At 71.5% G+C, this 22,253-nt stretch carries 23 protein-coding genes; 19 read left to right on the top strand and 4 right to left on the bottom strand.

Annotated elements, in window-relative coordinates; genetic code table 11:
* Positions 1-7: 7 nt before the first annotated feature.
* The 3 genes from ACWD12_RS08865 (at position 8) to ACWD12_RS08855 (ending at position 2,509) form a co-directional block, all read left to right on the top strand.
* Positions 8-895 (top strand): TIGR03854 family LLM class F420-dependent oxidoreductase, encoded by an 888-nt coding sequence (locus tag ACWD12_RS08865; RefSeq protein WP_450098933.1) that lies wholly within the window; start codon positions 8-10, stop codon positions 893-895.
* 83 nt (positions 896-978) lie between these two features.
* Complete coding sequence (locus ACWD12_RS08860; protein ID WP_450098932.1) at positions 979-1,653, top strand: HAD-IA family hydrolase; 675 nt, start codon at positions 979-981, stop codon at positions 1,651-1,653.
* A gap of 133 nt (positions 1,654-1,786) precedes the next feature.
* Positions 1,787-2,509 carry a L,D-transpeptidase gene (locus ACWD12_RS08855; RefSeq protein ID WP_358357304.1) on the top strand — a complete coding sequence of 241 codons (723 nt, stop codon included), beginning with the start codon at positions 1,787-1,789 and terminating at the stop codon, positions 2,507-2,509.
* A gap of 175 nt (positions 2,510-2,684) precedes the next feature.
* Here ACWD12_RS08855 and ACWD12_RS08850 read toward each other — a convergent pair whose 3' ends face one another.
* A complete protein-coding gene (locus ACWD12_RS08850) occupies positions 2,685-3,605 on the bottom strand; it encodes a TIGR03619 family F420-dependent LLM class oxidoreductase (RefSeq protein WP_450098931.1) in 921 nt (306 codons plus the stop codon).
* Positions 3,606-3,663: 58 nt separating this feature from the next.
* The gene (locus ACWD12_RS08845) at positions 3,664-4,548 is read right to left on the bottom strand and encodes an SDR family NAD(P)-dependent oxidoreductase (protein WP_450098930.1); all 885 of its coding nucleotides are present in this window, start codon (positions 4,546-4,548) and stop codon (positions 3,664-3,666) included.
* Positions 4,549-4,663: 115 nt separating this feature from the next.
* Here ACWD12_RS08845 and ACWD12_RS08840 point away from each other — a divergent pair, with 115 nt between their 5' ends.
* A complete protein-coding gene (locus ACWD12_RS08840; RefSeq protein ID WP_450098929.1) occupies positions 4,664-5,251 on the top strand; it encodes a MarR family winged helix-turn-helix transcriptional regulator in 588 nt (195 codons plus the stop codon).
* 162 nt (positions 5,252-5,413) lie between these two features.
* Positions 5,414-6,400: an LLM class flavin-dependent oxidoreductase gene (locus tag ACWD12_RS08835; protein ID WP_358357293.1), complete on the top strand. Its 987-nt coding sequence runs from the start codon at positions 5,414-5,416 to the stop codon at positions 6,398-6,400.
* Positions 6,401-6,433: 33 nt separating this feature from the next.
* Here the strand turns inward: ACWD12_RS08835 and ACWD12_RS08830 are convergent, their stop codons facing one another.
* Positions 6,434-7,192, bottom strand: a complete 759-nt coding sequence (locus ACWD12_RS08830; RefSeq protein WP_450098928.1) for a hypothetical protein — start codon at positions 7,190-7,192, stop codon at positions 6,434-6,436.
* Positions 7,193-7,345: 153 nt separating this feature from the next.
* On the opposite strand from ACWD12_RS08830, the gene ACWD12_RS08825 reads away from it, so the two are divergent.
* The 3 genes from ACWD12_RS08825 to ACWD12_RS08815 all read left to right on the top strand — a co-directional run bounded on the left by ACWD12_RS08825 (position 7,346) and on the right by ACWD12_RS08815 (position 10,225).
* Positions 7,346-8,257 carry a metal-dependent hydrolase gene (locus ACWD12_RS08825; RefSeq protein WP_450098927.1) on the top strand — a complete coding sequence of 304 codons (912 nt, stop codon included), beginning with the start codon at positions 7,346-7,348 and terminating at the stop codon, positions 8,255-8,257.
* A 135-nt stretch (positions 8,258-8,392) separates the two neighbouring features.
* A complete protein-coding gene (locus tag ACWD12_RS08820) occupies positions 8,393-9,103 on the top strand; it encodes a DedA family protein (RefSeq protein ID WP_450098926.1) in 711 nt (236 codons plus the stop codon).
* A gap of 168 nt (positions 9,104-9,271) precedes the next feature.
* Positions 9,272-10,225, top strand: coding sequence for a YncE family protein (locus ACWD12_RS08815; RefSeq protein ID WP_450098925.1), 954 nt, complete (start codon positions 9,272-9,274; stop codon positions 10,223-10,225).
* Positions 10,226-10,402: 177 nt separating this feature from the next.
* Here the strand turns inward: ACWD12_RS08815 and ACWD12_RS08810 are convergent, their stop codons facing one another.
* A complete protein-coding gene (locus ACWD12_RS08810) occupies positions 10,403-10,894 on the bottom strand; it encodes an inorganic diphosphatase (protein ID WP_231773328.1) in 492 nt (163 codons plus the stop codon).
* A 303-nt stretch (positions 10,895-11,197) separates the two neighbouring features.
* Here ACWD12_RS08810 and dacB point away from each other — a divergent pair, with 303 nt between their 5' ends.
* The 11 genes from dacB (at position 11,198) to ACWD12_RS08755 (ending at position 22,231) form a co-directional block, all read left to right on the top strand.
* Positions 11,198-12,700, top strand: coding sequence for a D-alanyl-D-alanine carboxypeptidase/D-alanyl-D-alanine endopeptidase (gene dacB / locus ACWD12_RS08805; protein WP_450098924.1), 1,503 nt, complete (start codon positions 11,198-11,200; stop codon positions 12,698-12,700).
* Between the two features lie 103 nt (positions 12,701-12,803).
* On the top strand, positions 12,804-13,913 hold the full coding sequence (locus ACWD12_RS08800; RefSeq protein ID WP_450099063.1) for a zinc-dependent metalloprotease: 1,110 nt from the start codon (positions 12,804-12,806) through the stop codon (positions 13,911-13,913).
* A gap of 253 nt (positions 13,914-14,166) precedes the next feature.
* The gene (gene tilS, locus ACWD12_RS08795; RefSeq protein WP_450098923.1) at positions 14,167-15,147 is read left to right on the top strand and encodes a tRNA lysidine(34) synthetase TilS; all 981 of its coding nucleotides are present in this window, start codon (positions 14,167-14,169) and stop codon (positions 15,145-15,147) included.
* A gap of 71 nt (positions 15,148-15,218) precedes the next feature.
* On the top strand, positions 15,219-15,785 hold the full coding sequence (hpt, locus tag ACWD12_RS08790; RefSeq protein ID WP_358350229.1) for a hypoxanthine phosphoribosyltransferase: 567 nt from the start codon (positions 15,219-15,221) through the stop codon (positions 15,783-15,785).
* Positions 15,786-16,224: 439 nt separating this feature from the next.
* On the top strand, positions 16,225-18,300 hold the full coding sequence (ftsH, locus tag ACWD12_RS08785; protein WP_358350227.1) for an ATP-dependent zinc metalloprotease FtsH: 2,076 nt from the start codon (positions 16,225-16,227) through the stop codon (positions 18,298-18,300).
* A 2-nt stretch (positions 18,301-18,302) separates the two neighbouring features.
* On the top strand, positions 18,303-18,911 hold the full coding sequence (gene folE / locus ACWD12_RS08780) for a GTP cyclohydrolase I FolE (protein ID WP_435838997.1): 609 nt from the start codon (positions 18,303-18,305) through the stop codon (positions 18,909-18,911).
* 323 nt (positions 18,912-19,234) lie between these two features.
* Complete coding sequence (folP, locus tag ACWD12_RS08775; RefSeq protein WP_450099062.1) at positions 19,235-20,065, top strand: dihydropteroate synthase; 831 nt, start codon at positions 19,235-19,237, stop codon at positions 20,063-20,065.
* Positions 20,062-20,529, top strand: coding sequence for a nuclear transport factor 2 family protein (locus ACWD12_RS08770; protein ID WP_358350224.1), 468 nt, complete (start codon positions 20,062-20,064; stop codon positions 20,527-20,529). Before folP ends, ACWD12_RS08770 begins: the two co-directional genes overlap by 4 nt.
* Before the next feature lie 300 nt (positions 20,530-20,829).
* Positions 20,830-21,189 (top strand): dihydroneopterin aldolase, encoded by a 360-nt coding sequence (folB, locus tag ACWD12_RS08765; protein ID WP_358350257.1) that lies wholly within the window; start codon positions 20,830-20,832, stop codon positions 21,187-21,189.
* Positions 21,190-21,212: 23 nt separating this feature from the next.
* Positions 21,213-21,743, top strand: a complete 531-nt coding sequence (folK, locus tag ACWD12_RS08760) for a 2-amino-4-hydroxy-6-hydroxymethyldihydropteridine diphosphokinase (protein ID WP_358350254.1) — start codon at positions 21,213-21,215, stop codon at positions 21,741-21,743.
* Entirely contained in the window at positions 21,740-22,231 is a 492-nt protein-coding gene (locus tag ACWD12_RS08755; protein WP_358350221.1) for a DUF3180 domain-containing protein, read from the top strand. Before folK ends, ACWD12_RS08755 begins: the two co-directional genes overlap by 4 nt.
* Positions 22,232-22,253: the final 22 nt, after the last annotated feature.

The raw sequence follows: 22,253 nt of genomic DNA, 5'->3' as shown, positions 1-22,253 counted from the left end.
TGGGTCGGTGAAGATTCGCATTGGCATCGGCATCGGGCCCCGCGCCCACGACGACGGCACGACTTTCGCGAACGTCGTCGACACGTGCGAAAAGCTCGGCATCGACTCGCTCTGGCTGCCCGACACGATCACGACCGACCTCCCCGACCCACACGTAGGCATGGCCTACGCCGCCGGGCGCACCGCACGTCTCAAGCTCGGCACCGGCGTCTCCGTGCTCCCCGGCCGCAACCCCGTCGCCGTCGCCAAGGAGCTGGCGACGCTCGCCGAACTGGCCCCGGGCCGCATCCTCCCCGCTTTCGGCGTCCAGCACGCCCGGGCCTTCGAACGCCCGCTGTTCCCCATCCCGGGCCGCCGTGGGGCGGTGTTCGACGAAGCGCTGACCCTGGTGCGCAGACTCCTGTCGGAGACTGAAGTGTCTTTCCAGGGCGAGTACTTCGGCTGCGAGGGGATCACCGTACGGCCGCAGCCCGAACGCCCTCTCGACATCTGGCTGGGCGGCAGCGGCCCGGCCGCTCTCAGCCGCATCGGCCGCCTCGCCGACGGCTGGCTGGCGGCCAACGTCACCGCCGCCGAGGCCGCGAGCGGGCGTACCGCGATCGAGGCCGCCGCACGCGAGGCCGGACGCGCGATCGACGACGACCACTACGGCCTCAGCCTCGCGGTCGCTTTCGGCGACTACCCCGAAGCCCTGCTGCGCGCCCTGCGCGAGCGCGCTCCCGAGACCGACCCGGCCGCGTTGATCCCGAACGGCTGGGAGGCCACCCGGAAGCTGATCCGCGCCTTCATCGACAGCGGCATCAGCAAGTTCGTCGTTCGCCCGGCCACGCCGCCCGCCAACTGGGCGGCCTTCATGGATGAGTTCACCCAGGAACTCATGCCGCTGGAATCCTGACGCCCGGCCGCCCGCGAGACGATCTCCCGCGGCACACCGCGGTGTTCGAGGATCAGTGGGTTTTCCGACCGGAAAGAGAGTTTGTGGACGAGACGGCCGGCGTGGCCCGACTGCGGTGTTCGGCAGTGCTTTTCGATCTTGACGGAGTGCTGGTCGATTCGCATCCGACGATCGAACGCATTTTGCGGGAGTGGGCAATTGCCAATGCGGTGGATCCGGATGTGGCGGTTGCGGAGTCGCAAGGACGTCGCGATGTCGATTTGGTGGCCTTGGTCGCCCCGCATCTGAATGCCGAGGAAGGCGCGCGCGAGTTGATTGCCCGCGAGGCCGCCGATTTCGACGGGATCCGCGCCCTGCCGGGTGCCGCGGAGCTGTTGGCTGCGCTGCCCCCGGGGTCCTGGACCGTGGTGACGTCGGGAGCCCGCGCGGTGGCCCGGGGACGTCTCGCCGCGGCGGGCCTCCCGGTCCCGGAGGACTTCGTCGCGGCCGAGGACGTCGCCGACGGGAAACCGGATCCGGAATGCTATTTGCGCGGTGCGCGGCTGCTCGGCGCCGATCCCGCCGACTGCCTGGTGGTCGAGGACGCCGAAGCCGGGCTGCTGGCCGCCCGGGCCGCCGGAATGCGGGCGATTGCGGTGGACAAAGGCGCGGTTGGCCCGCGCGTACTCGGGGAAGGCCGGATAGACGATCTTCGGCAGTTGGCCGTGGAGGCGGCGGAGACCGGCGGCTCCGGCTTCGTGGTGAAGACGGCACGGTGACACACCTGAGACAAACGGGGTGCAACCCCGGTTACTCCCGGCGGCGTCAATCGGGCAGTGAAGTACCTCGGGTGGCAAATAGTCGTGCTGGGCACAGAAGGGCTGGAAGGAATTGAAGAAGACGCGCATAACCGTGGCTGTCGCGGTGGCCGTGGTGTTGGCCGCCTCGGCATGTGAGTCGGGGTCGTCGTCGGACAGCAGCGACGCAAAGGGCAAGCCTGGTACGAGCACTTCCGCAGCCCCCTCCTCGTCGGCCCCGGCCTCCGCGACGCCGCCGGCCCCGGAGACCACGAGCGCGGCCCCCAGCACCTCGCCGTCGGCCGTACCCAGTACGACGGCCCCCAGCAGCACCCCGCCCACCTCGGCGAAGCCCTCCACGTCGGCGACCTCCAAGAAGCCGCCGACGAGCACGAAGCCGAGCACCAGCAAGCCGGCGACCTCGAAGCCGCCGACCACCAGCAAGCCGCCGAAGCCGGCCGGCAACCTGGACCCGCGCTGCATGACCGGGCGCGCGATGTGCGTCGACAAGACCACGCGCAAGCTGACCTGGGTCATCAACGGGGTGCCGCAGTACTCGTTCGAGGTCCGCTTCGGCTCGAAGGAACTGCCGACGCGTGAGGGCACGTTCTCGGTCCAGTCGAAGTCTCGGGACCACGTCTCGACGCTATACCACACGCCGATGCCGTACGCGATGTTCTTCAGCGGCGGCCAGGCCGTGCACTACTCGCCCGACTTCGCCGCCAACGGCTACAACGGCGCGTCGCACGGCTGCGTCAACGTCCGCAACAAGGCGCTCGTGCAGAAGCTCTTCAACGAGTCGCGCATCGGCGACAAGGTGATCGTCTACCGCTCGTAGCGGCGGCAGCGTCGCGGTCGCCTTGCGGCCGTGCCGCGGTCGGACGAGCGTTCGGCCCAGGCCGGCAGCACACCCGAAGACCCGAACACACGTGTGGGCGGCACCGAGAAGGTGCCGCCCACACGTGTTGTTGACCTCGTTCACCTTGTTCGCCGGGCCTGGCGCCCGGGCCGCGTCAGCGGCCGAGTGCCGCGTCGAAGAGCCTGCGTGCCTCGGCGAAGAACGCGGGAGCCTCCTTCGGCCCCGGGCAGAACGCCTGGATCGGCAGCTGCAGTGCGGTCGCGCCCGCAGCCACCACCTCCGCGGCGTTGTCCATGGTCCGGGCGAGGTCGAACTTGCCGTCGTCGCCCTTCGCCATCGGGATCGGCCCTTGTACGCGCAGCGCCGCGGGGTCGCGGCCCGCGTCGGCCAACGCCTGACGGATCGTCACGACATCGCGGGCCATGTCCTCGGTCGACAGTCCCATGATTGGGATCCACCCGTCGCCGGACTCGACGATGCGCGCCAGGTTGCGCTTGTTGAGCGTGCCGCCGATCCACAGCGGCACACCACCCGGCTGCACGGGCTTCGGCATCAGGTACGTGTCGCTGAAGTTGACCGTCTCGGACGCGAACGCCGCCGGGGTCTGCGTCCACAGCGCCTTGCAGGCCGCGATCGTGTCGGTCAGCAACTGCCCGCGCAGGTCCCAGTCGAGGCCGGCCGCGTCGTACTCCTCACGCTGCCACCCGGTCCCGACGCCGAGTTCCAGGCGCCCGCCGCTGATCTGGTCGAGCGTCGCGGCGGTCTTGGCCAGCAGGGTCGCCCCGCGCAGCGGCGCGACCAGGATGCCGGTGGCCAGGCGGATGCGCGACGTGACGGCGGCCATGCCGGAGAGCAGCGTCAGCGGCTCGGACCACGGGGCTTCCGGCGGCGTGGGGAAGCGGCCCCAGACGTACTTGTCGGTGTTCGGGCCCATGACGACGTGGTCGACCAGGACGACGCGGTCGATGCCCGCGTCCTCGGCCGCACGCGCGACGTCCACGAAGCCGCGCCAGTCGCCGTCCGGCCAGGGGCCGAAGTTCGGCAGTCCGATGGACAACTGCACGTCGTCTGTCATTCGTTTCTCCATTCGTTCGTTCGGAGACGGTGCCGGGACTTCGGCGCTCGGGTCGGCGTCAGCCCGCGGCGGGCGGGGTCTGGGGGATGCGTCCGGCGAGGGCGGCGTCCACGGCCTCGTCGCCGACCGTCGCGCGCGCCAGCTTCTCGAACGACGGTGCCGCCCGCAGCTCCTGGCCGCCGTCGACGGCGATGCTCTGGCCGGTCGTCCAGGACGCCTCGGGCCCCGCGAGGTACCGGACGGCCTCGGCGATGTCGCGCGGCGCGCCGATGCGGCCCAGGGGCTTGTTGGCGAGGTACGCCGCGATCAGCTCCTCGTTGCGGAAGATCCGGGCGTCCTCCTGCGACTTCACCAGCCCGGGGCGTACCGCGTTGACCCGCACGCCGAGCGGCGCCAGCTCGTCCGCGGCGACCCGTACCAGGGCTTCGAGCCCGGCCTTGCCCGACGCGTAGCCCGCGAGGTACGGCCACGACAGCTTGGCCGCGTTGGTCGAGATGAGCACGATCGAACCGCCGCCCGCCGCGGCGATGGGCGGGGTCGCGTACTTGATCGCCAGGAATCCGCTGACGGTGTTGCGCCGCAGGTCCTCGACGAACTGCCCGTCGTCCATGGCCAGCAGCGGTGCGACCTTGCCGCCGCCGACGGTGGCGACGCAGATGTCGAGGCGTCCGCCGTCGCGCGTGGCCAGGTCGACGGCCGCGCGCACGCCCTCGGTCGTGCACGAGTCGCCCGCGATGTACCTGACCTCGGCGCCTTCCGGCGCCACCGCGCGCAGCCGCTCGGCGGTCGCGGCCAACTCCGGCTCGCGCCGCGCGGTGAGGGTGACCGAGCATCCGTCGCGCAGCAGCCGCTCGGCGCTCGCCGACGCGATTCCGCCGCTGCCGCCGGTGACCAGGGCCATGCGGCCGGCCAGGGGACCGGCCGGGGGGACGGGAGTGGTCATGCTTCGGTCTCCGTTCTCAGCCGGTTGATCTGACGAGCCGTCAGTCCGCGAGACCGTTATACCGGAAAACATTCGAGCTGTAATCTTTCGGGCTCGCACGATAGGGTTCGGAGCCATGGACACACGGGGAGGCGGACGGCGCACCGGCGCCTCCGCGGGCGAGGGCGGGTCCGCGGTCGCGCGGCACGAAGCGCGGGAACCCGGGCGGGAAGCCGAGCGAGAAGCCGCGCCGGACCGCACGGAGACGGAAGCGGGCGCGCGCCGCACCGTCCGAGGCGCCGCCGACATCGCCGGACTGCCCGGCCTCACCCCGCTCCTGTACGAGGCGACGGCCCGCCTCGACGCGCACTTCGCCTCCTGCGCCGCGGCCGTGGGGCTCACCGCGTCGCAGGCCAACGCCGTCTACGAACTCGCCGAACCGGCCGGCATGCGCGAGCTGGGCCGCCGCATGTGCTGCGAACCGCCCAATGTCACCTTCGTCGTGGACCGCCTCGAAGAACGGGGCCTGGTACGCCGCGGCCCACTCCCCGGCGACCGCCGCGCGAAGCAGGTGGAGCTGACCGAGGACGGCCGCGCCCTGCGCCGCGACCTGCTCGACCGCCTCGCCGTCGACCCCCCGCTGCGCGGCGGACTCGGCGACGACGAGCGCCGTACGCTCCGCACCCTGCTCGCCCGGGCCCTCGCCGACCCGGACCCGGCGTAGCCCGGCCGCGGCCCGGCAGCGCGGTCCCACGTGCGCCCGTCGTGAGACAAAGTCGTGGATTGTGTCCTGCATCTGGCTCTCGCCGCCCCCCGACACTAACCTGACGGTCCATCAGGCACGGGGCGTCCGCAGGCTGCGGGCGTGGGATCCAGGAGACTACGCATGGCAGTTTTCGCGCTTCGCTTCGACTTCCGCAATCCGGCCTTTGCCGGGACCACCATGGGCGAGCGGTACGGAGCGGCGCTGGACATGGTCTCCTGGGCGGAAGAGCGCGGCTTCATGATGGTCGTGCTGTCCGAGCACCACGCGTCCGAGGACGGCTACCTGCCGCGCCCGCTGCCGATGGCCGCCGCGGTCGCCTCGCGCACCAAGAACATGATGGTCAACATCGCCGCGATCCCCGCGCCGCTGCACGACCCGCTGCACATGGCCGAAGAACTCGCCGTCGTGGACCTCATCAGCCAGGGCCGCGTGAGCGTCGTCCTCGCCAACGGCTACGCCGCGCACGAGTTCGACATGTTCGACCGCTCCCTCAAGGACCGGGCGAAGCTCACCACCGAGATGGTGCACACGCTGCGCGCCGCGTGGACCGGCGAGCCCTTCGAGTTCCGCGGCCGCACGGTCCGGGTGACCCCGACCCCGTTCCAGCCCGGCGGCCCCGCGATCGTGCTCGGCGGCAGCGTCGAGGCCGCCGCCCGCCGCGCGGCCCGCATCGCCGACGGCTTCATGCCGTCCAACCCGGGCCTGTGGGAGTTCTACCGCGACGAGAAGCTCAAGCTCGGCCAGGAGGACCCGGGCCCGTACTTCGGCGGCGACACCGGCTTCCTGCACCTGTCCAAGGACCCGGACGCGGACTGGGAGCGCATCGCCCCGTTCGCGATGCACGAGGTCAACGCCTACGGCGCGATGATGGCCGAGGCGGGCACCGCCGGGACCGACGCGGGCGGCTACGAGCCGGTCGGCAGCGCCGAGGAGCTGAAGAAGACCGGCCAGTACCGCGTCATCACGCCGGAGCAGTACGTCGACGAGCTCAAGGCGATGGGCGACGCCGCGTTCGGCCTCTTCCACCCGATGATGGGCGGCATCCCGCCGCAGCTGGCCTGGGAGAGCCTCAAGCTCCTGGAGACGGACGTCATCCCCAACCTCTGACCGACACCGGTCCGGTGCCCCCGCCGCCACGGCTCATCCGGTGCTGGGGGCGCCGCCGATCATGTCCTTGACCCGGTCCCACGCCGTGCGTTTGCCCGGCGGGAACCGCTTCACCGCCTTGGCACGCTTGTGTGAGCCCGCCGGGTAGCGCCAGCGCGCCCAGGGCGAGTCGGGCTTGGCGAGCCGGAACGTGGAGACCATCGCGACGACCGGCACCAGCACGCCGATGAGCCCCGTCGCCACCTTGCCCTTGAAGATCGCGGCGAGGGCGAACACCAGGTTCATCAGCGCGACCACCGCCCCGACCGGTGCGCTCTCGCCCGGGCCGATGTCGAACGGGTTGGCGCCGAGCATCACCAGCAGCCCGACCCCGGCCGCGATCAGCACCGCGTCCACCGACTTTCGGCCCTCGGCGGACCAGTAGACGTCGTCCATGTGGAACCACAGCGCGTACTCGTCGAGCGTCAGGGCGGCCCCCGCGCCGAAGACCGCGGCGAGGACCGAGCGCGCGACGCCGCCAGGCTCGTACGCGAACTCCGCCGCGCCCGCGATCAGCATCAGGAAGATGCCGTACACCTGGTGGTGCACGTGCAGACCGCCGGAGAACGTCACGTTGCGGAACGGGCCCTTGCCCGCCCGGATCATGCGGGTGATCATGCGCGTCAGCAGGAACGTGACGATGAACGCGATCAGCATCCAGCCGATGGCGCGGCGGATGGGCTCGGGCTGCTCCTCGGTGTCCGGTGGCGCGGTCGCCGCCCACCGGAACAGGTCATACGCGTCGTACGCCATGCCTCGCCTTGTCCGGAGTTTCCGATCGGGTGCGCTTCGTACATGATCGACCGTGCGAACCGTCCGGCCCGGGAACCCGGCGCCGAAACACGGTCGCGATGCGCGAAAGACCACCGAAGGACGCGCGAAAGACGACCGAAGGAGTTGCCGGGCATGTCCCTCCCCACCGCCTCGACCACCGTCGGCTACCCCGCGGGTGACGTCGCCGGCACGTCCCCGGTACTGGCCGTCCCGGTCCTGCCCGACGGTCGCTGGGCCGTCGTGGTGGCGGACACGCCCTTCCACCCGCTCGACCACACCTGGCCCGACCAGCCCGCCGACACCGGCACGCTGACCGTGGCCGGACGCGCGTACCCGGTCGTCGACTGCCAGACCGGGGGAGTGGGGCCGGACGGCGCGTTCGCGGTGGCAGGCGACATCCCGGTGCGGCGCGGCGACGAGTCGTGGGTCTGGCTCGTGCTGCACGTCGTCGACCCCGCCGAGGGCGTCGACCCCGCGTCGCTGGTCGGTGAGGAGGCCGTGCTCGCCGTCGACCCCGCCCGGCGGGCCGCGCTGAGCGCCGCGCACACCGCGTGCCACCTGATGGCCTTCGCCCTCAACGAGGCCCTGGCGGATCGGTGGCGCAAGGAGGTCCGCACGGACGCCCTCGGACGGCCCGACTTCGACAACCTCGCGATGGACACGTCCCGCATCGGCGAATGGACGAGCCGCGACGACTACCGGATCGGCAAGTCGCTGCGCAAGAAAGGCTTCGGGAGCGAGGGCCTCGCCGACGACCTGGCCGCCGTCCAGGAGCGGGCCAACGCGACGCTCGCGGAGTGGGTCGCCTCGGGCGCGGCGGTACGCATCGAGGTCCCCGACACCGCCCTGACCGCCCGCCGCGTGTGGCACTGCGCGCTGCCGGACGGCGACGCGCACATCCCGTGCGGCGGAAGCCACGCGCACAGCCTCGCCGACCTCGCGTCGGTCGTCGTCGCACTCGACCTGTCGGCGGACGGCACGGAGTTGACCGCGCGTACGACCGTCACCCCCGCGCCGTCCGCGTCCGGCATTTCCCCGACATAAGTCCGCGGATTCCGGGAACCGGGGCCGACATGATCCGCGTTACTCTTGGGAGACCGTTCCTTTGCACTCCCATGACCTGGTGCCTCTGTGCCCGGACGTGGACCGGCTCCTGTCACCCATCGGAAGGCCGCCGCCGTGACCACCCTCGCCCTCGGGCCCTCATGGCTCGATCCCGAGTACCTGATCTCGACGTTCGGCCTGATAGGCATCCTCACAATCGTCTTCGCCGAATCCGGCCTGCTCATCGGCTTCTTCCTGCCGGGTGACTCGCTGCTGTTCACCACCGGCCTGCTGGTGGCCGACGGCGAGTACCTGACGCAGCCGCTGTGGCTCATCTGCCTCCTGCTGGTCGTCGCGGCGGTCGTCGGCGACCAGGTCGGCTACCTGTTCGGACGCAAGGTCGGCCCCTCGCTGTTCAACCGGCCCGACTCACGCCTGTTCAAACAGGAGAACGTGGTCAAGGCGAACGAGTTCTTCGAGAAGTACGGCCCGCGCTCGATCATCCTGGCCCGCTTCGTGCCCATCGTGCGCACCTTCACGCCGATCATCGCGGGCGTCGCCGGCATGAAGTACCGCACGTTCGTCGTCTACAACGTCATCGGCGGCGTGCTCTGGGCCTGCGGCGTGACGGTACTGGGTTACTTCCTCGGCCAAATCGCGTTCGTGCGCGACAACATCGAGTTCATCCTCATCCTCATCGTCGCGCTGTCGGTCCTGCCGATCGTGATCGAGGTGCTGCGCGCCCGCGCGGCCGACCGGCGGGCCGCGGCCCGCGCGGAGGACGAGGAGGGCCGCGACCGCGCGGATGCCGGCGACCAGGGTGGCCGCGGGCGCCACGCGGCCTGAGCCGGGACCGAGTTCGGGCCTGGCGGGACCCCGGGACCCCGGGCCCCCGGTCGCCCACGGCCGGGGGCGGAGGCCGGGGCGAGCCCGAGCGCGAACCGCCCGCGGTGTTCGCACACCCGTCCGGACCGCCGTGCGTACGAACAGGGCCCGCGGCGGTAGCGTCTGCCCATGCGTCCTCACCTCGCCGCGCAGACCTCTCTGCCGCCCTTGTGGAGCCTCGACCGGGTGCCCGGCGCGTCGGTATGGCTGGCGCACACCGAAGACGGCGAACTGCTCGTGCTGGACGACGCGCTCGAGGTGCAGCGCACCGTTCCGCTCCCGAGTGAGTGGAAGGGCGGCCACGCCGTCGCGCCGGACCTGTCGTTCGTCGCCGCGTCCGGTCCCGACCGGGTGTGCGTCCTGGACATGACCGGCCGTCAGGTCTGGTCCCACCCGCACGCCGACTGGGAGTTCGAGGAATCCGGGTCGTGTGTGGTCACCACCGACGCGCGGGGAGTGTGGGCGGTGCTGCGCGCCGGCGACTCCGACCACTGCGTGCTGTTCGACGCGGCCGACGGGCAGGTGCTGCGTACCGCGCCGCTGCCCTCGCCGACCGTCGGCTCCGAGCTGCTGCCGCACCCCGACGGCATCCACGTGGGCATCGCGGCCGGGCACGGGGACGACGTGTACCGGGTGTTCCTCGTGGCGTCCGACGGCGTGGGTCCGGCCGTCGAGATCACCCCCGGCGATTCGCGGATCCTCATCGACATCCAACCGGGCTCGGGCCTGATGCTGACGACGCCGTACGGTCCGGGTCCGCTCGCCCTGCTGCGCTCGCCGGACGGCGGGATCGTCGCGGCCCGGCAACCCGACCCGCTGCTCCCCGGCGACGACGAACTGTTCGACTTCTACGCCGGGTTCCTGGGACCGGACCGGGTCCTCGCGGCTTCGTCCGAGCAGCGGCACGTCGTCTTCTCGGTGCCCGACCTGCGGCCGATCGCCGAGGTGGAGTACCCGGACGACGCCGAGCGGGCGTGGCTCGTGGTGCGCCACGACGGCACCTGGGTGACCGCCGACCCCGACTCGGGGCTGGTGCGGCTGTGGCACGCGGCGACTCCCGGCGTGTTCGGCCACCAGGGGTAAGTCGCTGTGCCCTGTACTGCGATGGTCATGTCGTGTAACCAGCGTGACGAGCGCGATCACCGCCCGTCCGCCTCGGGTCCATCGGCGGCATGTTCTCCATGGGCACACACCGCACGCAAGAAGGGCGGCCCGCGGCTCAAGCCGCAGGCCGCCCTCGCGGGCCCACCGACACACCGGTCAGTGGTGGCCCGACTCCTTGAGGCGCTTGAACGACGCCTCGACCTCGGCTTCGGCCTCGACGCGGCCGACCCAGTCGGCGCCTTCGACGGACTTGCCGGGCTCGAGGTCCTTGTAGACCTCGAAGAAGTGCTGGATCTCCAGGCGGTCGAACTCCGGAACATGGTGGATGTCGCGGAGGTGCTCCATGCGCGGGTCCGTCGCCGGTACGCACAGGACCTTGTCGTCGCCGCCGGCCTCGTCGGTCATGCGGAACATGCCGATCGCGCGGCAGCGGATGAGCACACCCGGGAAGGTGGGCTCCTCCAGGAGCACCAGGGCGTCCAGCGGGTCGCCGTCCTCACCCAGGGTGTCCTCGATGAAGCCGTAGTCGGCCGGGTACCGCGTCGAGGTGAAAAGCATGCGGTCGAGCCGGATGCGGCCGGTCTCGTGGTCCACCTCGTACTTGTTCCGCGAACCCCGAGGGATCTCGATGGTGACGTCGAACTCCAAGGCTCCTCCATCCATTGTTCGGCCGGGATCGTTAGGGTCTGTCCGTGAAGTCCGCGGTGCTCCGGAAGGATCCCGACATGACCCCTCGCGGACATCGGACACCCGCACCGGGCCAAAGCCCGGCCTTCCGCCGCGCAGAACACGGTGGACGGTGTTTCGGTGGGAGCGTCCCGCACCCCCATGAGGGTGACGGGAGTCCTGCCGGAGTCCCGAACAGAACCTAGTCTGCTGACAGTGTCTCGCATGCCCGTCCGGGCTGCCGAAGTGGATCTGTCGAAACGGTGTGAGAGGGGTTGGTCGCGCGTGCCCAGGGTGAGGACGGCGGCCCTGGCGGCGGCAATCTTGGGGATCCTCCTCGCGGTCCTCGCGGTATGGGCGGCGGGCCCGTGGAAGGACGGCTACCGCGTCGCCGAGCGGCACGGCGACAAGAGCGGCGGCGTCCAGTCGGCCGTCGGTGCGGACGGCTCCGGTAACGGCGGCACGGCCGCGGGTGAGAGGCGAATCACACCGCCGGTGCTGCTCCCGGTGGGCGTGGACCCCGCCGGGCCGGCCCCGACCGACGCGGGCGTGAAGGCGATCCTCGACCCGCTGCTCGCGGACAAGTCCCTGGGCGGCAGCACCGCTGTCTCCGTCGTCGACGCGGTGACCGGGCAGCCGCTCTACGGCGTGGGCGCGGACCGCGGCGCGACCCCCGCGTCCACCACCAAGATCGTCACCGCCGTCGCGGCGCTCTCCGCGCTGCCCCCCGACATGCGGCTCACCACCCGCGTCGTCATGGGCGCCGACCCCGGCACCATCGTGCTGGTCGGCGGCGGCGACCCGACCCTCACCGCACTCGACGGGACGCAGTACGCCGGGAGCTACGCCCCCGCGCGCCTCGACCAGTTGGCGGAGGCCACCGCGGCGGCGCTGCGGGCGGCCGGCGTCACCTCGCTGAAGCTGGCGTACGACAACTCCCTTTACAGCGGCACCGCGCAGCACCCCATCGGGCCGAACGAGAACATCGCCCTGGTCGTCCCGCTGACGACGGACGAGGGACGCGTCGACGGCAAGATCGCCGAAGGCCCGGGCAAGCGGGTGGCCGACCCGTCGGCCAAGGCGGCCCAGCAGTTCGCGCAACTGCTCGCCAGGCAGGGCATCGCGGTCAACGGCACGCCCGCGCCGGGCAACGCGCCCCCGACCGGCGCCGAGGGCGCGCCCACCGCGCCCGGCACCCAGCTGGCGGCCGTCCAGTCGCCGCCCGTCCCCGAGTTCGTCGAGCAGATGATGACCGCGAGCGACAACGACATGGCCGAGGCCCTGCTGCGCCACATCGCGGTGGCCAAGGGCAAGCCGGCCTCGTTCGAGGGCGGCGAGCAGGCGGTGCGCGAGGTCCTGGGCGGTCTCGGCGTCAACCTCGGGGCGCTGGACCTCAACGACGGCAGCGGGCTCGACAACCAGAACAAGATGCCGCCCGCCGTGCTCACCCAGACGATCACCCTCGCGGCGTCCCCGGCCCGGCCCGAACTGCGCCCGACGCTCACCGGCATGCCGATCGCGGGCTTCACCGGCACCCTCAAGGACCGCTTCGACGACCGCGGCTCGCTCGCCGGCGCCGGGCTCGTCCGCGCCAAGACCGGCTCGCTGACCAACGTGAGCACGCTCGCGGGCCTGGTCCGCGACAAGGACGGACGCCTGCTCGCCTTCGCGTTCCTGGCGGACGGCGTCAAGGGCGCCCCGGACGTGGCACGCCCGGCCCTCGACAGCCTCGCCACCGCACTGGCCGGCTGCGGTTGCGGTACGCCCGTCGTCGCCGCGGCGGGCTGACCGCGGGCGTATCCGCACAGCCTTTCGGTCGCTCCTTTGCCGTCCTACGCAGCGCGGGGACCGCAGTTGCACGTACGGTGGCCGTATGACGAGCGGTGCGGACATGATCGACTGGGACCTGGCCGTCTCCACGGCGAACCGGCTGGTGCGCCCGGGGCCCGAGGTGAGTCGCGACGAGGCCCGCGCCGTCGTCGCCGAGTTGCGGGTGCACGCCGCCGATTCCGAGGGGCACGTCCGCGGTTTCACGGGGCTCGACACGCGTGGCAACGACACCCCGGTGCTCATCGTCGACCGGGCGGGCTGGGTCCAGGCCAACGTGCAGGGCTTCCGGCACGTCCTGCGGCCCCTCCTCGACAAGGTCAACGAGCGGCGCGACACGATCCCCGGCGGCAACGCGCTGTCGGGCGTGGGCAGCAAGGTGACCGGCATCGAGCTGGGCACGCTGCTGTCGTTCCTGTCCGCGCGCGTGCTCGGCCAGTACGAGACCTTCGCCCCCGGTGCCGCCGACGCCGCGCCGGGCAACGCCGGCCGGCTGCTGCTGGTGGCCCCCAACATCGTCCAGGTCGAACGCGAACTCGACGTCGACCCCACGGACTTCCGGCTGTGGGTCTGCCTGCACGAGGAGACCCACCGCACGCAGTTCACCGCCGTCCCCTGGCTGCGCGACCACCTCGAACAAGAGGTGCACGCCTTCCTCACCGAGACCGAGGTCGACCCGGCCGCGATGATGCGGCGGTTCCGCGAGGCGGCCCAGGCGCTGGTGGCCGGACGCCGCGGCGACGAGGGCGCCGAGGCGAGGAACGGCAACGACGGCTCGCTGGTCGAGATGGTGCAGACGCCGGTCCAGCGCGAGATCCTGCACCGCATCACGGCGGTCATGTCGCTCCTGGAGGGCCATGCCGACTACGTGATGGACGGCGTCGGCCCCCAGGTCATCCCGACCGTCGCGGAGATCCGCGAGAAGTTCCAGCAGCGCCGGGCGCGCGGCACCGGGCGGCTCGACCTCGCGCTGCGCAAGCTGCTCGGCATGGACGCCAAGCTCCGGCAGTACCGCGACGGCGAGCGCTTCGTCCGCAACGTCGTCGACCAGGTGGGCATGGAGGGCTTCAACCGGGTGTGGACCTCGCCCAACACACTGCCGACGCGCGGTGAGATCGCCGACCCGCAGACCTGGGTGGACCGGGTGCACGGGACGCGTCCCGGGACCAGCTGACCGGCGGTTGGCCGAGGGGTTCGCGGGGGTTCCGGGGCCACCGGGGAAACACTGAGAGTATCCGCCTGACTACTTTCCGGTGCGACACTCCGAAAGCTTCACGCGGTCGGGCCAGTGCGTGCCGTAACTTTGTTGCAGGCTCGGGCGTGCCTTTTCGCCCGTATGGACCGGCCCGCCTGGACCTTGGAGTGCGCAAGCCGCGGCCCGGTTCCCGGCCCGCCCGCTCGGAGCCCGCCAACCCCAGGAGGAGAGCGTGGGACCGCACCCCGCCGTCGCCGCGACCCGCGTCGCCGTCCGTGAAATATTGCACCCGCTCAACCCGGGCGACCTCGTTCTCGTCGCCTGCAGCGGCGGCGCCGACTCGCTCGCGCTTGCCGCCGCCACCGCCTTCGAGGCCCCCCGGGCCGGCATCCGGGTCGGCGCCATCACCATCGACCACGGCCTGCAGCCCGGTTCCACCCGGCGCGCGGTCGACCTCGTCGCCCGGCTGCGCGACATGGGCCTGGACCCGGTCGAAGCCCTGGGGGTACGCGTCGGCAGGCGCGGCGGCCCCGAGGCCGCGGCCCGTTCCGCCCGCTACGAGGCGCTCGACATCGCCGCCGCCCGGCACGGCGCCAAGGCCGTTCTGCTCGGCCACACCCTCGACGACCAGGCCGAGACCGTCCTGCTCGGCCTCGCGCGCGGCTCCGGCGCACGTTCGCTCGCCGGCATGGCCGTCGCCATGGGGCACTACCGCCGGCCGCTGCTGGGCATCGACCGCGACACGACCCGGGCCGCGTGCGACGCGCAGAACCTCGCGACCTGGGACGACCCGCACAACGCGGACCCGGCGTACTCCAGGGCGCGCGTACGCCACGACGTGCTGCCGATCCTGGAGAAGGCCCTCGGCCCGGGCATCAGCGAATCGCTCGCCCGCACCGCGCGGTTGTTCCGCGACGACGCCGACGCGCTGGACGCGTGGGCGGAACGGGTGCAGGCCGATCTCACCCTCGACGACGGCGGTCTCGACGTCTTCGCCCTGGCCGAACTGCCCGCCGCGATCCGGCGCCGCGTGCTGCGCCGCAGCGCGGTGAGCGCGGGCTCCCCGCCCGGCGACCTGTTCGCGCGGCACGTCGACATGGTCGAGCGGCTGGTGATTTCGTGGCGGGGGCAAGGGCCCATCAACCTGCCGGGCGGCGTCGAGATACGTCGGCGATGTGGAAAGCTTCTCTTCCACCGGCCCTCGCAGCTTTGACTCGCGGCGTGCTCGGCGCCGGGGCCCCCACCTCGGGGACTGCACAGGACACTCGTTAGGGAAGAGCACTGGTGGACGAGAAAGACATGGGCACCGACCTCGCGCGCGTGCTGGTCACCGAGGAAGAGATCAACGCCAAGCTGCGCGAGCTTGCCGAGCAGATCGACCGCGACTACGAGGGCCGCGACGTCCTGCTCGTGGGTGTGCTCAAGGGCGCCGTCATGGTCATGGCCGACCTGGCCCGCGCCATGCACTCGCCGGTCAAGATGGACTGGATGGCGGTGTCGTCCTACGGGTCGGGCACCAAGTCGTCCGGGGTCGTCCGCATCCTGAAGGACCTCGACACCGACATCGTCGACCGGCACATCCTGGTCGTCGAGGACATCATCGACTCCGGCCTGACGCTTTCGTGGATGCTCGCGAACCTCGCGTCCCGCGGCCCCGCCTCGCTCGAGGTGTGCGCGTTCTTCCGCAAGCCCGAGGCCGCGAAGGTCGACATCCCGGTCAAGTACCTCGGCTTCGACATCCCCAACGAGTTCGTGGTCGGCTACGGCCTGGACTACGCCGAGCGCTACCGCAACCTGCCCTTCGTCGGCACCCTCGCGGAGCACGTGTACGCCGGGGCCAAGCCGCACTGACCCGGCCGCCGTACGCCCGCCCGGTCCCGCACCGGCAGCCACACCCGCAAGCGGCACCGGCAACCGGCACCGGCAACCCGCACCGGCCGCCGACCGGCACCCGCCGCCCGCAGCCGGGTCCGGTCCGGGCCCGGTCACCGAGGCCGCCCGCTGCCCCGTACGCTCGAATCCCCGGTTACCCCGTGCTCGTGCCGGGAACCGGGAACAACGGAACACACCCCCCACGTTGGACGGGTCGGTGGGAGTCGTCTCCGCGCCGCGACGCCGTAGGGCGCGCGCGGCGCGGTGCCTGGGCGACCGCCGGTGTACCTTCATACGCAGTGGCGCACAAGCGGTGACACTTCGTGGGCGACATCGGAGCAGGGCAGTGAGCCTGGGGCCATCAGGTCCCCGGGTAAGGAGCTGGCAGGAGGGACGGGGCGGCTATAGCCCCGCATGAATGGACGTCAAGCGCATTTTCCGCGGGCCGATCATGTGGGTCGTGCTGGCCGTACTTGCTGTCTTCGTCCTGATGCAGCTCGTCGGCGGGTCGAGCGGCTACAAGGGCGTCGACACGAGCCAAGTGATCGAGGCGATCAACAAGGACCAGGTCCAGAGCGCCAAGATCATCGGCGGTAACGACCAGGCGGTCGAGCTGTCGCTGCTCAAGAAGGGCCCGGACGGCAAACAGGTCAAGATCGAGGGCAGCGGCAAGATCAAGTCCTCGTACCTCAACGACCAGCAGGGCGACACGATCGCCGACCTGCTGACCCAGAAGGCGTCCGAGGGCAAGATCCCGGACGGCTACACGGTCAAGATCGGCAAGCAGAGCGCACTGGTCAGCATCCTCTTCTCGCTGCTGCCGTTCGCCCTGATCGTCATCGTCTTCCTGTTCCTGATGAACCAGATGCAGGGCGGCGGCTCCCGGGTCATGAACTTCGGGAAGTCCAAGGCCAAGCTCATCTCCAAGGACACCCCCAAGACGACGTTCGCCGACGTCGCGGGGGCCGACGAGGCCGTCGAGGAGCTCCACGAGATCAAGGAGTTCCTCCAGGAGCCGGCCAAGTTCCAGGCGGTCGGTGCCAAGATCCCCAAGGGCGTACTGCTGTACGGCCCGCCCGGAACCGGCAAGACGCTCCTCGCGCGTGCCGTGGCCGGTGAGGCCGGCGTGCCGTTCTACTCGATCTCCGGTTCCGACTTCGTCGAGATGTTCGTCGGTGTCGGCGCCTCGCGTGTCCGCGACCTGTTCGAGCAGGCCAAGGCCAACGCCCCCGCGATCGTGTTCGTCGACGAGATCGACGCCGTCGGCCGGCACCGCGGTGCGGGTCTCGGCGGCGGCCACGACGAGCGCGAGCAGACCCTCAACCAGCTGCTGGTCGAGATGGACGGCTTCGACGTCAAGGGCGGCGTGATCCTGATCGCGGCCACCAACCGGCCCGACATCCTCGACCCGGCGCTGCTGCGCCCGGGCCGCTTCGACCGGCAGATCGCCGTCGAACGCCCCGACCTGGAGGGCCGCTTCTCGATCCTCAAGGTGCACGCCAAGGGCAAGCCGGTCACCGAGGACGTCGACCTGCGCGCGGTCGCCAAGCGCACCCCGGGCTTCACCGGTGCCGACCTGTCGAACGTGCTGAACGAGGCCGCGCTGCTCACCGCGCGCGGCAACGAGAAGCTCATCGACAACAAGGCGCTCGACGAGGCGATCGACCGCGTGGTCGCCGGTCCGCAGAAGCGGACGCGTCTGATGAGCGACAAGGAGAAGAAGATCACCGCGTACCACGAGGGCGGCCACGCCCTGGTGGCGCACGCGCTGCCCAACACCGACCCGGTGCACAAGATCACGATCCTGTCCCGCGGCCGGGCCCTGGGCTACACGATGGTGCTTCCGGAGGAGGACAAGTACTCCACCACGCGCAACGAGATGCTCGACCAGCTGGCGTACATGCTGGGCGGGCGCGCGGCGGAGGAGCTGGTCTTCCACGACCCGACGACCGGTGCCTCGAACGACATCGAGAAGGCGACCGGCCTGGCCCGCGCGATGGTCACGCAGTACGGCATGACCGAGCGGCTGGGTGCCATCAAGTTCGGCACGGACGGCTCCGAGCCGTTCCTCGGCCGTGAGATGGGCCACCAGCGCGACTACTCGGAAGAGGTCGCGGCTATCGTCGACGAAGAGGTCAAGAGGTTCATCGAGGCGGCGCACAACGAGGCGTGGGAAATCCTCGTCGAGAACCGCGACGTGCTCGACAACCTCGTCCTCGCCCTGCTGGAGCGGGAGACCCTCGACCGCCACGAGGTCGCGGAGATCTTCGCTCCGGTCACCAAGCGTCCGGCCCGCCCCGCGTGGACGGGGTCGAGCCGCCGTACGCCCTCCAGCCGTCCGCCGGTCATGACCCCCAAGGAACTGACCGTCAACGGCAGCGGCGCGGTGCTGAACGGGGGCGGGGCCGCCACCAGCGGGACCACCACCGGAACCACCGGCGGGACCACCGGCACGGCCGTGCCAGAAGGCCCGTCTGACGCTGCGGAGAACTGAACGTGACGATCGACCCGGTCACCCTCGACGGCGGAGGCGCCGTGGGTGAGTTCGACCAGGACCGCGCGGAGCGGGCGATACGCGAGCTGCTGATCGCGGTCGGGGAGAACCCCGACCGCGAGGGGCTCAAGGACACGCCCGCCCGCGTCGCCCGGTCGTACCGCGAGATATTCGCCGGACTGCGGCAGAACCCCGAGGACGTCCTCACCACGACGTTCGACCTCGGCCACGACGAGATGGTGCTCGTCAAGGACATCGAGGTCTACAGCTCGTGCGAGCACCACCTCGTGCCGTTCCACGGCGTCGCCCACGTCGGCTACATCCCCTCCGAGGACGGCCAGATCACCGGCCTGTCCAAGCTCGCCCGCCTGGTGGACGTGTACGCCAAGCGGCCGCAGGTCCAGGAGCGCCTGACCACCCAGGTCGCGGACGCCCTGGTGCGCATCCTGCGTCCGCGCGGCGTGATCGTCGTGTTCGAGTGCGAGCACATGTGCATGACCATGCGCGGCATCCGCAAGCCGGGTGCGAAGACCGTCACTTCGGCGGTGCGCGGCCAGCTCCTGGACGCCGCGACGCGCGCCGAGGCCATGAGCCTCATCCTGCAGCGCTGACCCTCGAACCGGCGTAGGTCCGGGCCACCGCCCGGAAGCGCCGCCCGGCACCTGCCGGTCCCAGGGCGGCGGCCTCGCGGCGCTGACAGTCCGTCAGGCCGTCGGGGGCGGCCCGAAGAGGCCCCGTACGCCCCAGGAGTCGCCACGCACACCGGGCACATGCCCGGTGTGTTGTGCTTTCCGGCTGTTTACGCCCCGCGCCGCACCGTGGCGCCTGGGCTGAGCGGCAGGCCTTTGCCCCTACGCTTGGGGCCATGACAGCGACGACCAAGTCCGAGGGGGGCACCGGCCGGGGCCTTGAGCGGGATCCGAGGCCACCAACCGTGCGAGGACTCCCGGACTTCGGCCGCTGCGCGGTCATGGGCGTGGTCAATGTGACCCCCGACTCGTTCTCCGACGGCGGCATGTGGTTCGACCCGGCCGAGGCGATCGCCCGCGGCCACGCACTCATCGCCGAGGGCGCCGACCTGATCGACGTGGGCGGCGAGTCCACCCGCCCCGGGGCCGAGCGCGTGCCGCTGGACGAGGAACTGCGGCGGGTGGTCCCGGTCGTCCGGGAGCTGTCCACGGCGGGCGCGATCGTGAGCGTCGACACCATGCGCGTCGAGGTGGCACAGGCCGCGGTCGAAGCCGGGGCCACGGTCGTCAACGATGTCAGCGGCGGCCTCGCCGACCCCGCGATGGCGGCGTTCGTCGCCTCGACCGGGGTGCCGGTGGTCGTGATGCACTGGCGCGGGCACTCGCGCGACATGCAGGACAAGGCGCACTACGACGACGTCGTCGCCGACGTCCGGGCGGAACTGGCCCGGCGCATGGACCGGGTGGTCGACGCGGGGGTCGACCCCGAGGCGGTCATCCTCGACCCGGGTCTGGGGTTCGCGAAGAACGCCGAGCACAACTGGGCGCTCCTCGCCGGGCTGCCGGAACTGACCGGGCTCGGCCGCCCGCTGCTGGTGGCCGCGTCCCGCAAGGCGTTTCTCGGTCGGCTGCTGGCCGACGACCAGGGGCTGCGCCCGCCGCGCGGCCGTGACGACGCGACCGCCGCGGTGACCGCCCTCGCGGCGGCGTCCGGCGCATGGGGGGTAAGGGTGCACGAGGTTCCGGCCTCGCGGGACGCGGTTCGGGTTGCGGCGGCCTGGCAGGCGGCCCGATGACCGGCCCGGAGGACGAGCTGCTGTCCCCCGACCAGGCCGAGGTACGCGACCTCAACCTGGCGCTGTGGACCGCCGTGGAGGAGGGCGACCTCGACCGCCTTGGCGCCATATGGGCCGACGGCCCGGAGGCGGCCGGCATCACCTGCGTGCACCCCGGGTGGCCGGTGCTGCGCGGCCGCGCCGAGGTGCTGCGGTCGTACGCCCTGATCATGGCCAACACCAGCTACGTGCAGTTCTTCCTCACCGACGTGCAGGTGACCCTGGACGGCGACGTGGCGATCCTGTCCTGCACCGCGAGTCTCCTGACCGGAATGGGCGAGGAGGACGGCGGCGACGACACCGGCTTCGCGGGCGGCCAGGCGGTGGTGACGAACATTTTCCGCCGGAAGGACGGCGACTGGCGGCTGTGGCTGCATCACGCCTCCCCGGTCCTGGCCGAGGCGGACGCCGAGGACGAGATCTAGACCACATGTCGCCTGCCGACGGCCCGGCCGCGTCGCCCCTGGAAAGGGGCCTCGCGGCCGGATTTCCGGGGCCGGGCGTGAACAGTCGGTGCCCTGGGGAACACCGGGTGGGGTACGGCGGTTGGCATTTTGCGTATCACTGCGCCCGGAGGCGCCCGACGGCACCCCACCCGGGGAGTCGCGTCGGTGTGCATGGGTACATTCGTAGGGCACCAAGGCGATCGAGGACCTGACGAGGACCAGCGTGAAGCCCCCGAGTGCGCCGGAAGAGAGTAGAGCGCCGAGGAGGGCGACCTGATGCTGGACCGCGTCGCTTTGCGGGGCCTCAAGGCCCGCGGGCACCACGGGGTGTTCGACCACGAGCGCGAGGAGGGTCAGACGTTCATCGTCGACCTCGTGCTCGGCATCGACACCCGGCCGGCGGCCTCCGGCGACGACCTGGAGCGCACCGCGCACTACGGTGTCATCGCCGAGCAGGTTGTCGCCGTCGTGCAGGGCGAACCGGTGAACCTCATCGAGACGCTGGCGCAGCGGATCGCCGACGCCTGCCTGGAGCACAAGCAGGTCGAGGAGGTCGAGGTGGTCGTGCACAAGCCCGACGCCCCGATCACGGTGCCGTTCGACGATGTGACCGTGACGATTGTTCGGAGTCGTGTGTGACGGATCTGGGAACGGACACTCTCATGCGGTTGCAGGCCGTCAGCGGCCCGCACCGCGCCGTGCTGGCGCTGGGCAGCAACCTGGGCAACCGCAGAGAAAACCTGCAGGGCGCGATCGACGCGCTCGCCGACACCCCGGGCATCCGGGTCAACGTCGTCTCACCGCTGTACGTGACCGAGGCGGTGGGCGGCCCCGAGGAGCAGCCCGCGTACTTCAACGCGGTGATCCTGGTCGACACGTTCCTGCCCCCGGAGATGCTCCTGGAGCGCGCCAACGCGGTCGAGGAGGCCTTCCAGCGGGTGCGCACCGAGCATTGGGGTCCGCGCACGCTGGACGTCGACATCATCGTCTACGCCGACCGGGTCTCCGACGACCCGCAGCTGACGATTCCTCACCCGCGGGCCCACGAGCGGGCCTTCGTGCTCGCCCCCTGGGTCGACGCGGATCCCGCCGCGGAGATCCCGGGCCAGGGACGCGCGGCGGACCTGCTCGCGAAACTCGGCCGCACGGGTGTCGAACGCCGCGACGACCTGGAGTTGAGGCTCCCCGAGTGAAGCCGACGCGCCCCGCAATCCTGCTCGGCCTGGCCCTGGCCACCGGGGCGCTCTCGTACGGCGCCGTCGACCTGTGGCTGACCCGGGGCACGCCGCCCGGCGTACCGGTGCTCGCGCCGTTCGTGCTGCTGCTGCTCGCGGTGGTGGCCCTCTCGACGGGCCTCTCGCTGCGCACCCGGTTCAAGGCGCAGCGCGAACGGCGCCGCGACGCCCGGCCTGTGGACCCGCTGACCGCCGCCCGCGCGGTGGTCTTCGCGAAGGCCAGTTCGCTGGTCGCCGCGCTCATCGCGGGCCTGTACGGCGGCTACGGCCTGTACCTGTGGATGCACCTCGACAACGACGCACGTCGCGAACAGGCGGCGCGCTGCGGCTTCTCGGTCGCGGCGGCAGTGCTGCTGATCCTCGCCGCGCTCTTCCTGGAGAAGGTGTGCCGCGTGCCGGAGGACCCGGACGAGCCGGGCGGCACCACGGGAGCGGCACCCCGCTGACCCGGGACCACCGGCCCGGTCG

The sequence above is a fragment of the Streptodolium elevatio genome, from assembly GCF_053592165.1.
Note: the sequence above shows the minus strand (reverse complement) of the source record. Positions and strands in the feature narration are given on the sequence as shown.

Coding starts and splice junctions, on each gene's coding strand:
- ACWD12_RS08850 (WP_450098931.1), bottom strand. CDS start 3,605: ATGACAGACGACGTGCAGTTGTCCATCGGACTGCCGAACTTCGGCCCC.
- ACWD12_RS08845 (WP_450098930.1), bottom strand. CDS start 4,548: ATGACCACTCCCGTCCCCCCGGCCGGTCCCCTGGCCGGCCGCATGGCC.
- ACWD12_RS08840 (WP_450098929.1), top strand. CDS start 4,664: ATGGACACACGGGGAGGCGGACGGCGCACCGGCGCCTCCGCGGGCGAG.
- ACWD12_RS08835 (WP_358357293.1), top strand. CDS start 5,414: ATGGCAGTTTTCGCGCTTCGCTTCGACTTCCGCAATCCGGCCTTTGCC.
- ACWD12_RS08830 (WP_450098928.1), bottom strand. CDS start 7,192: ATGGCGTACGACGCGTATGACCTGTTCCGGTGGGCGGCGACCGCGCCA.
- ACWD12_RS08825 (WP_450098927.1), top strand. CDS start 7,346: ATGTCCCTCCCCACCGCCTCGACCACCGTCGGCTACCCCGCGGGTGAC.
- ACWD12_RS08815 (WP_450098925.1), top strand. CDS start 9,272: ATGCGTCCTCACCTCGCCGCGCAGACCTCTCTGCCGCCCTTGTGGAGC.
- ACWD12_RS08800 (WP_450099063.1), top strand. CDS start 12,804: ATGATCGACTGGGACCTGGCCGTCTCCACGGCGAACCGGCTGGTGCGC.
- ftsH (WP_358350227.1), top strand. CDS start 16,225: ATGGACGTCAAGCGCATTTTCCGCGGGCCGATCATGTGGGTCGTGCTG.
- ACWD12_RS08770 (WP_358350224.1), top strand. CDS start 20,062: ATGACCGGCCCGGAGGACGAGCTGCTGTCCCCCGACCAGGCCGAGGTA.
- folK (WP_358350254.1), top strand. CDS start 21,213: ATGCGGTTGCAGGCCGTCAGCGGCCCGCACCGCGCCGTGCTGGCGCTG.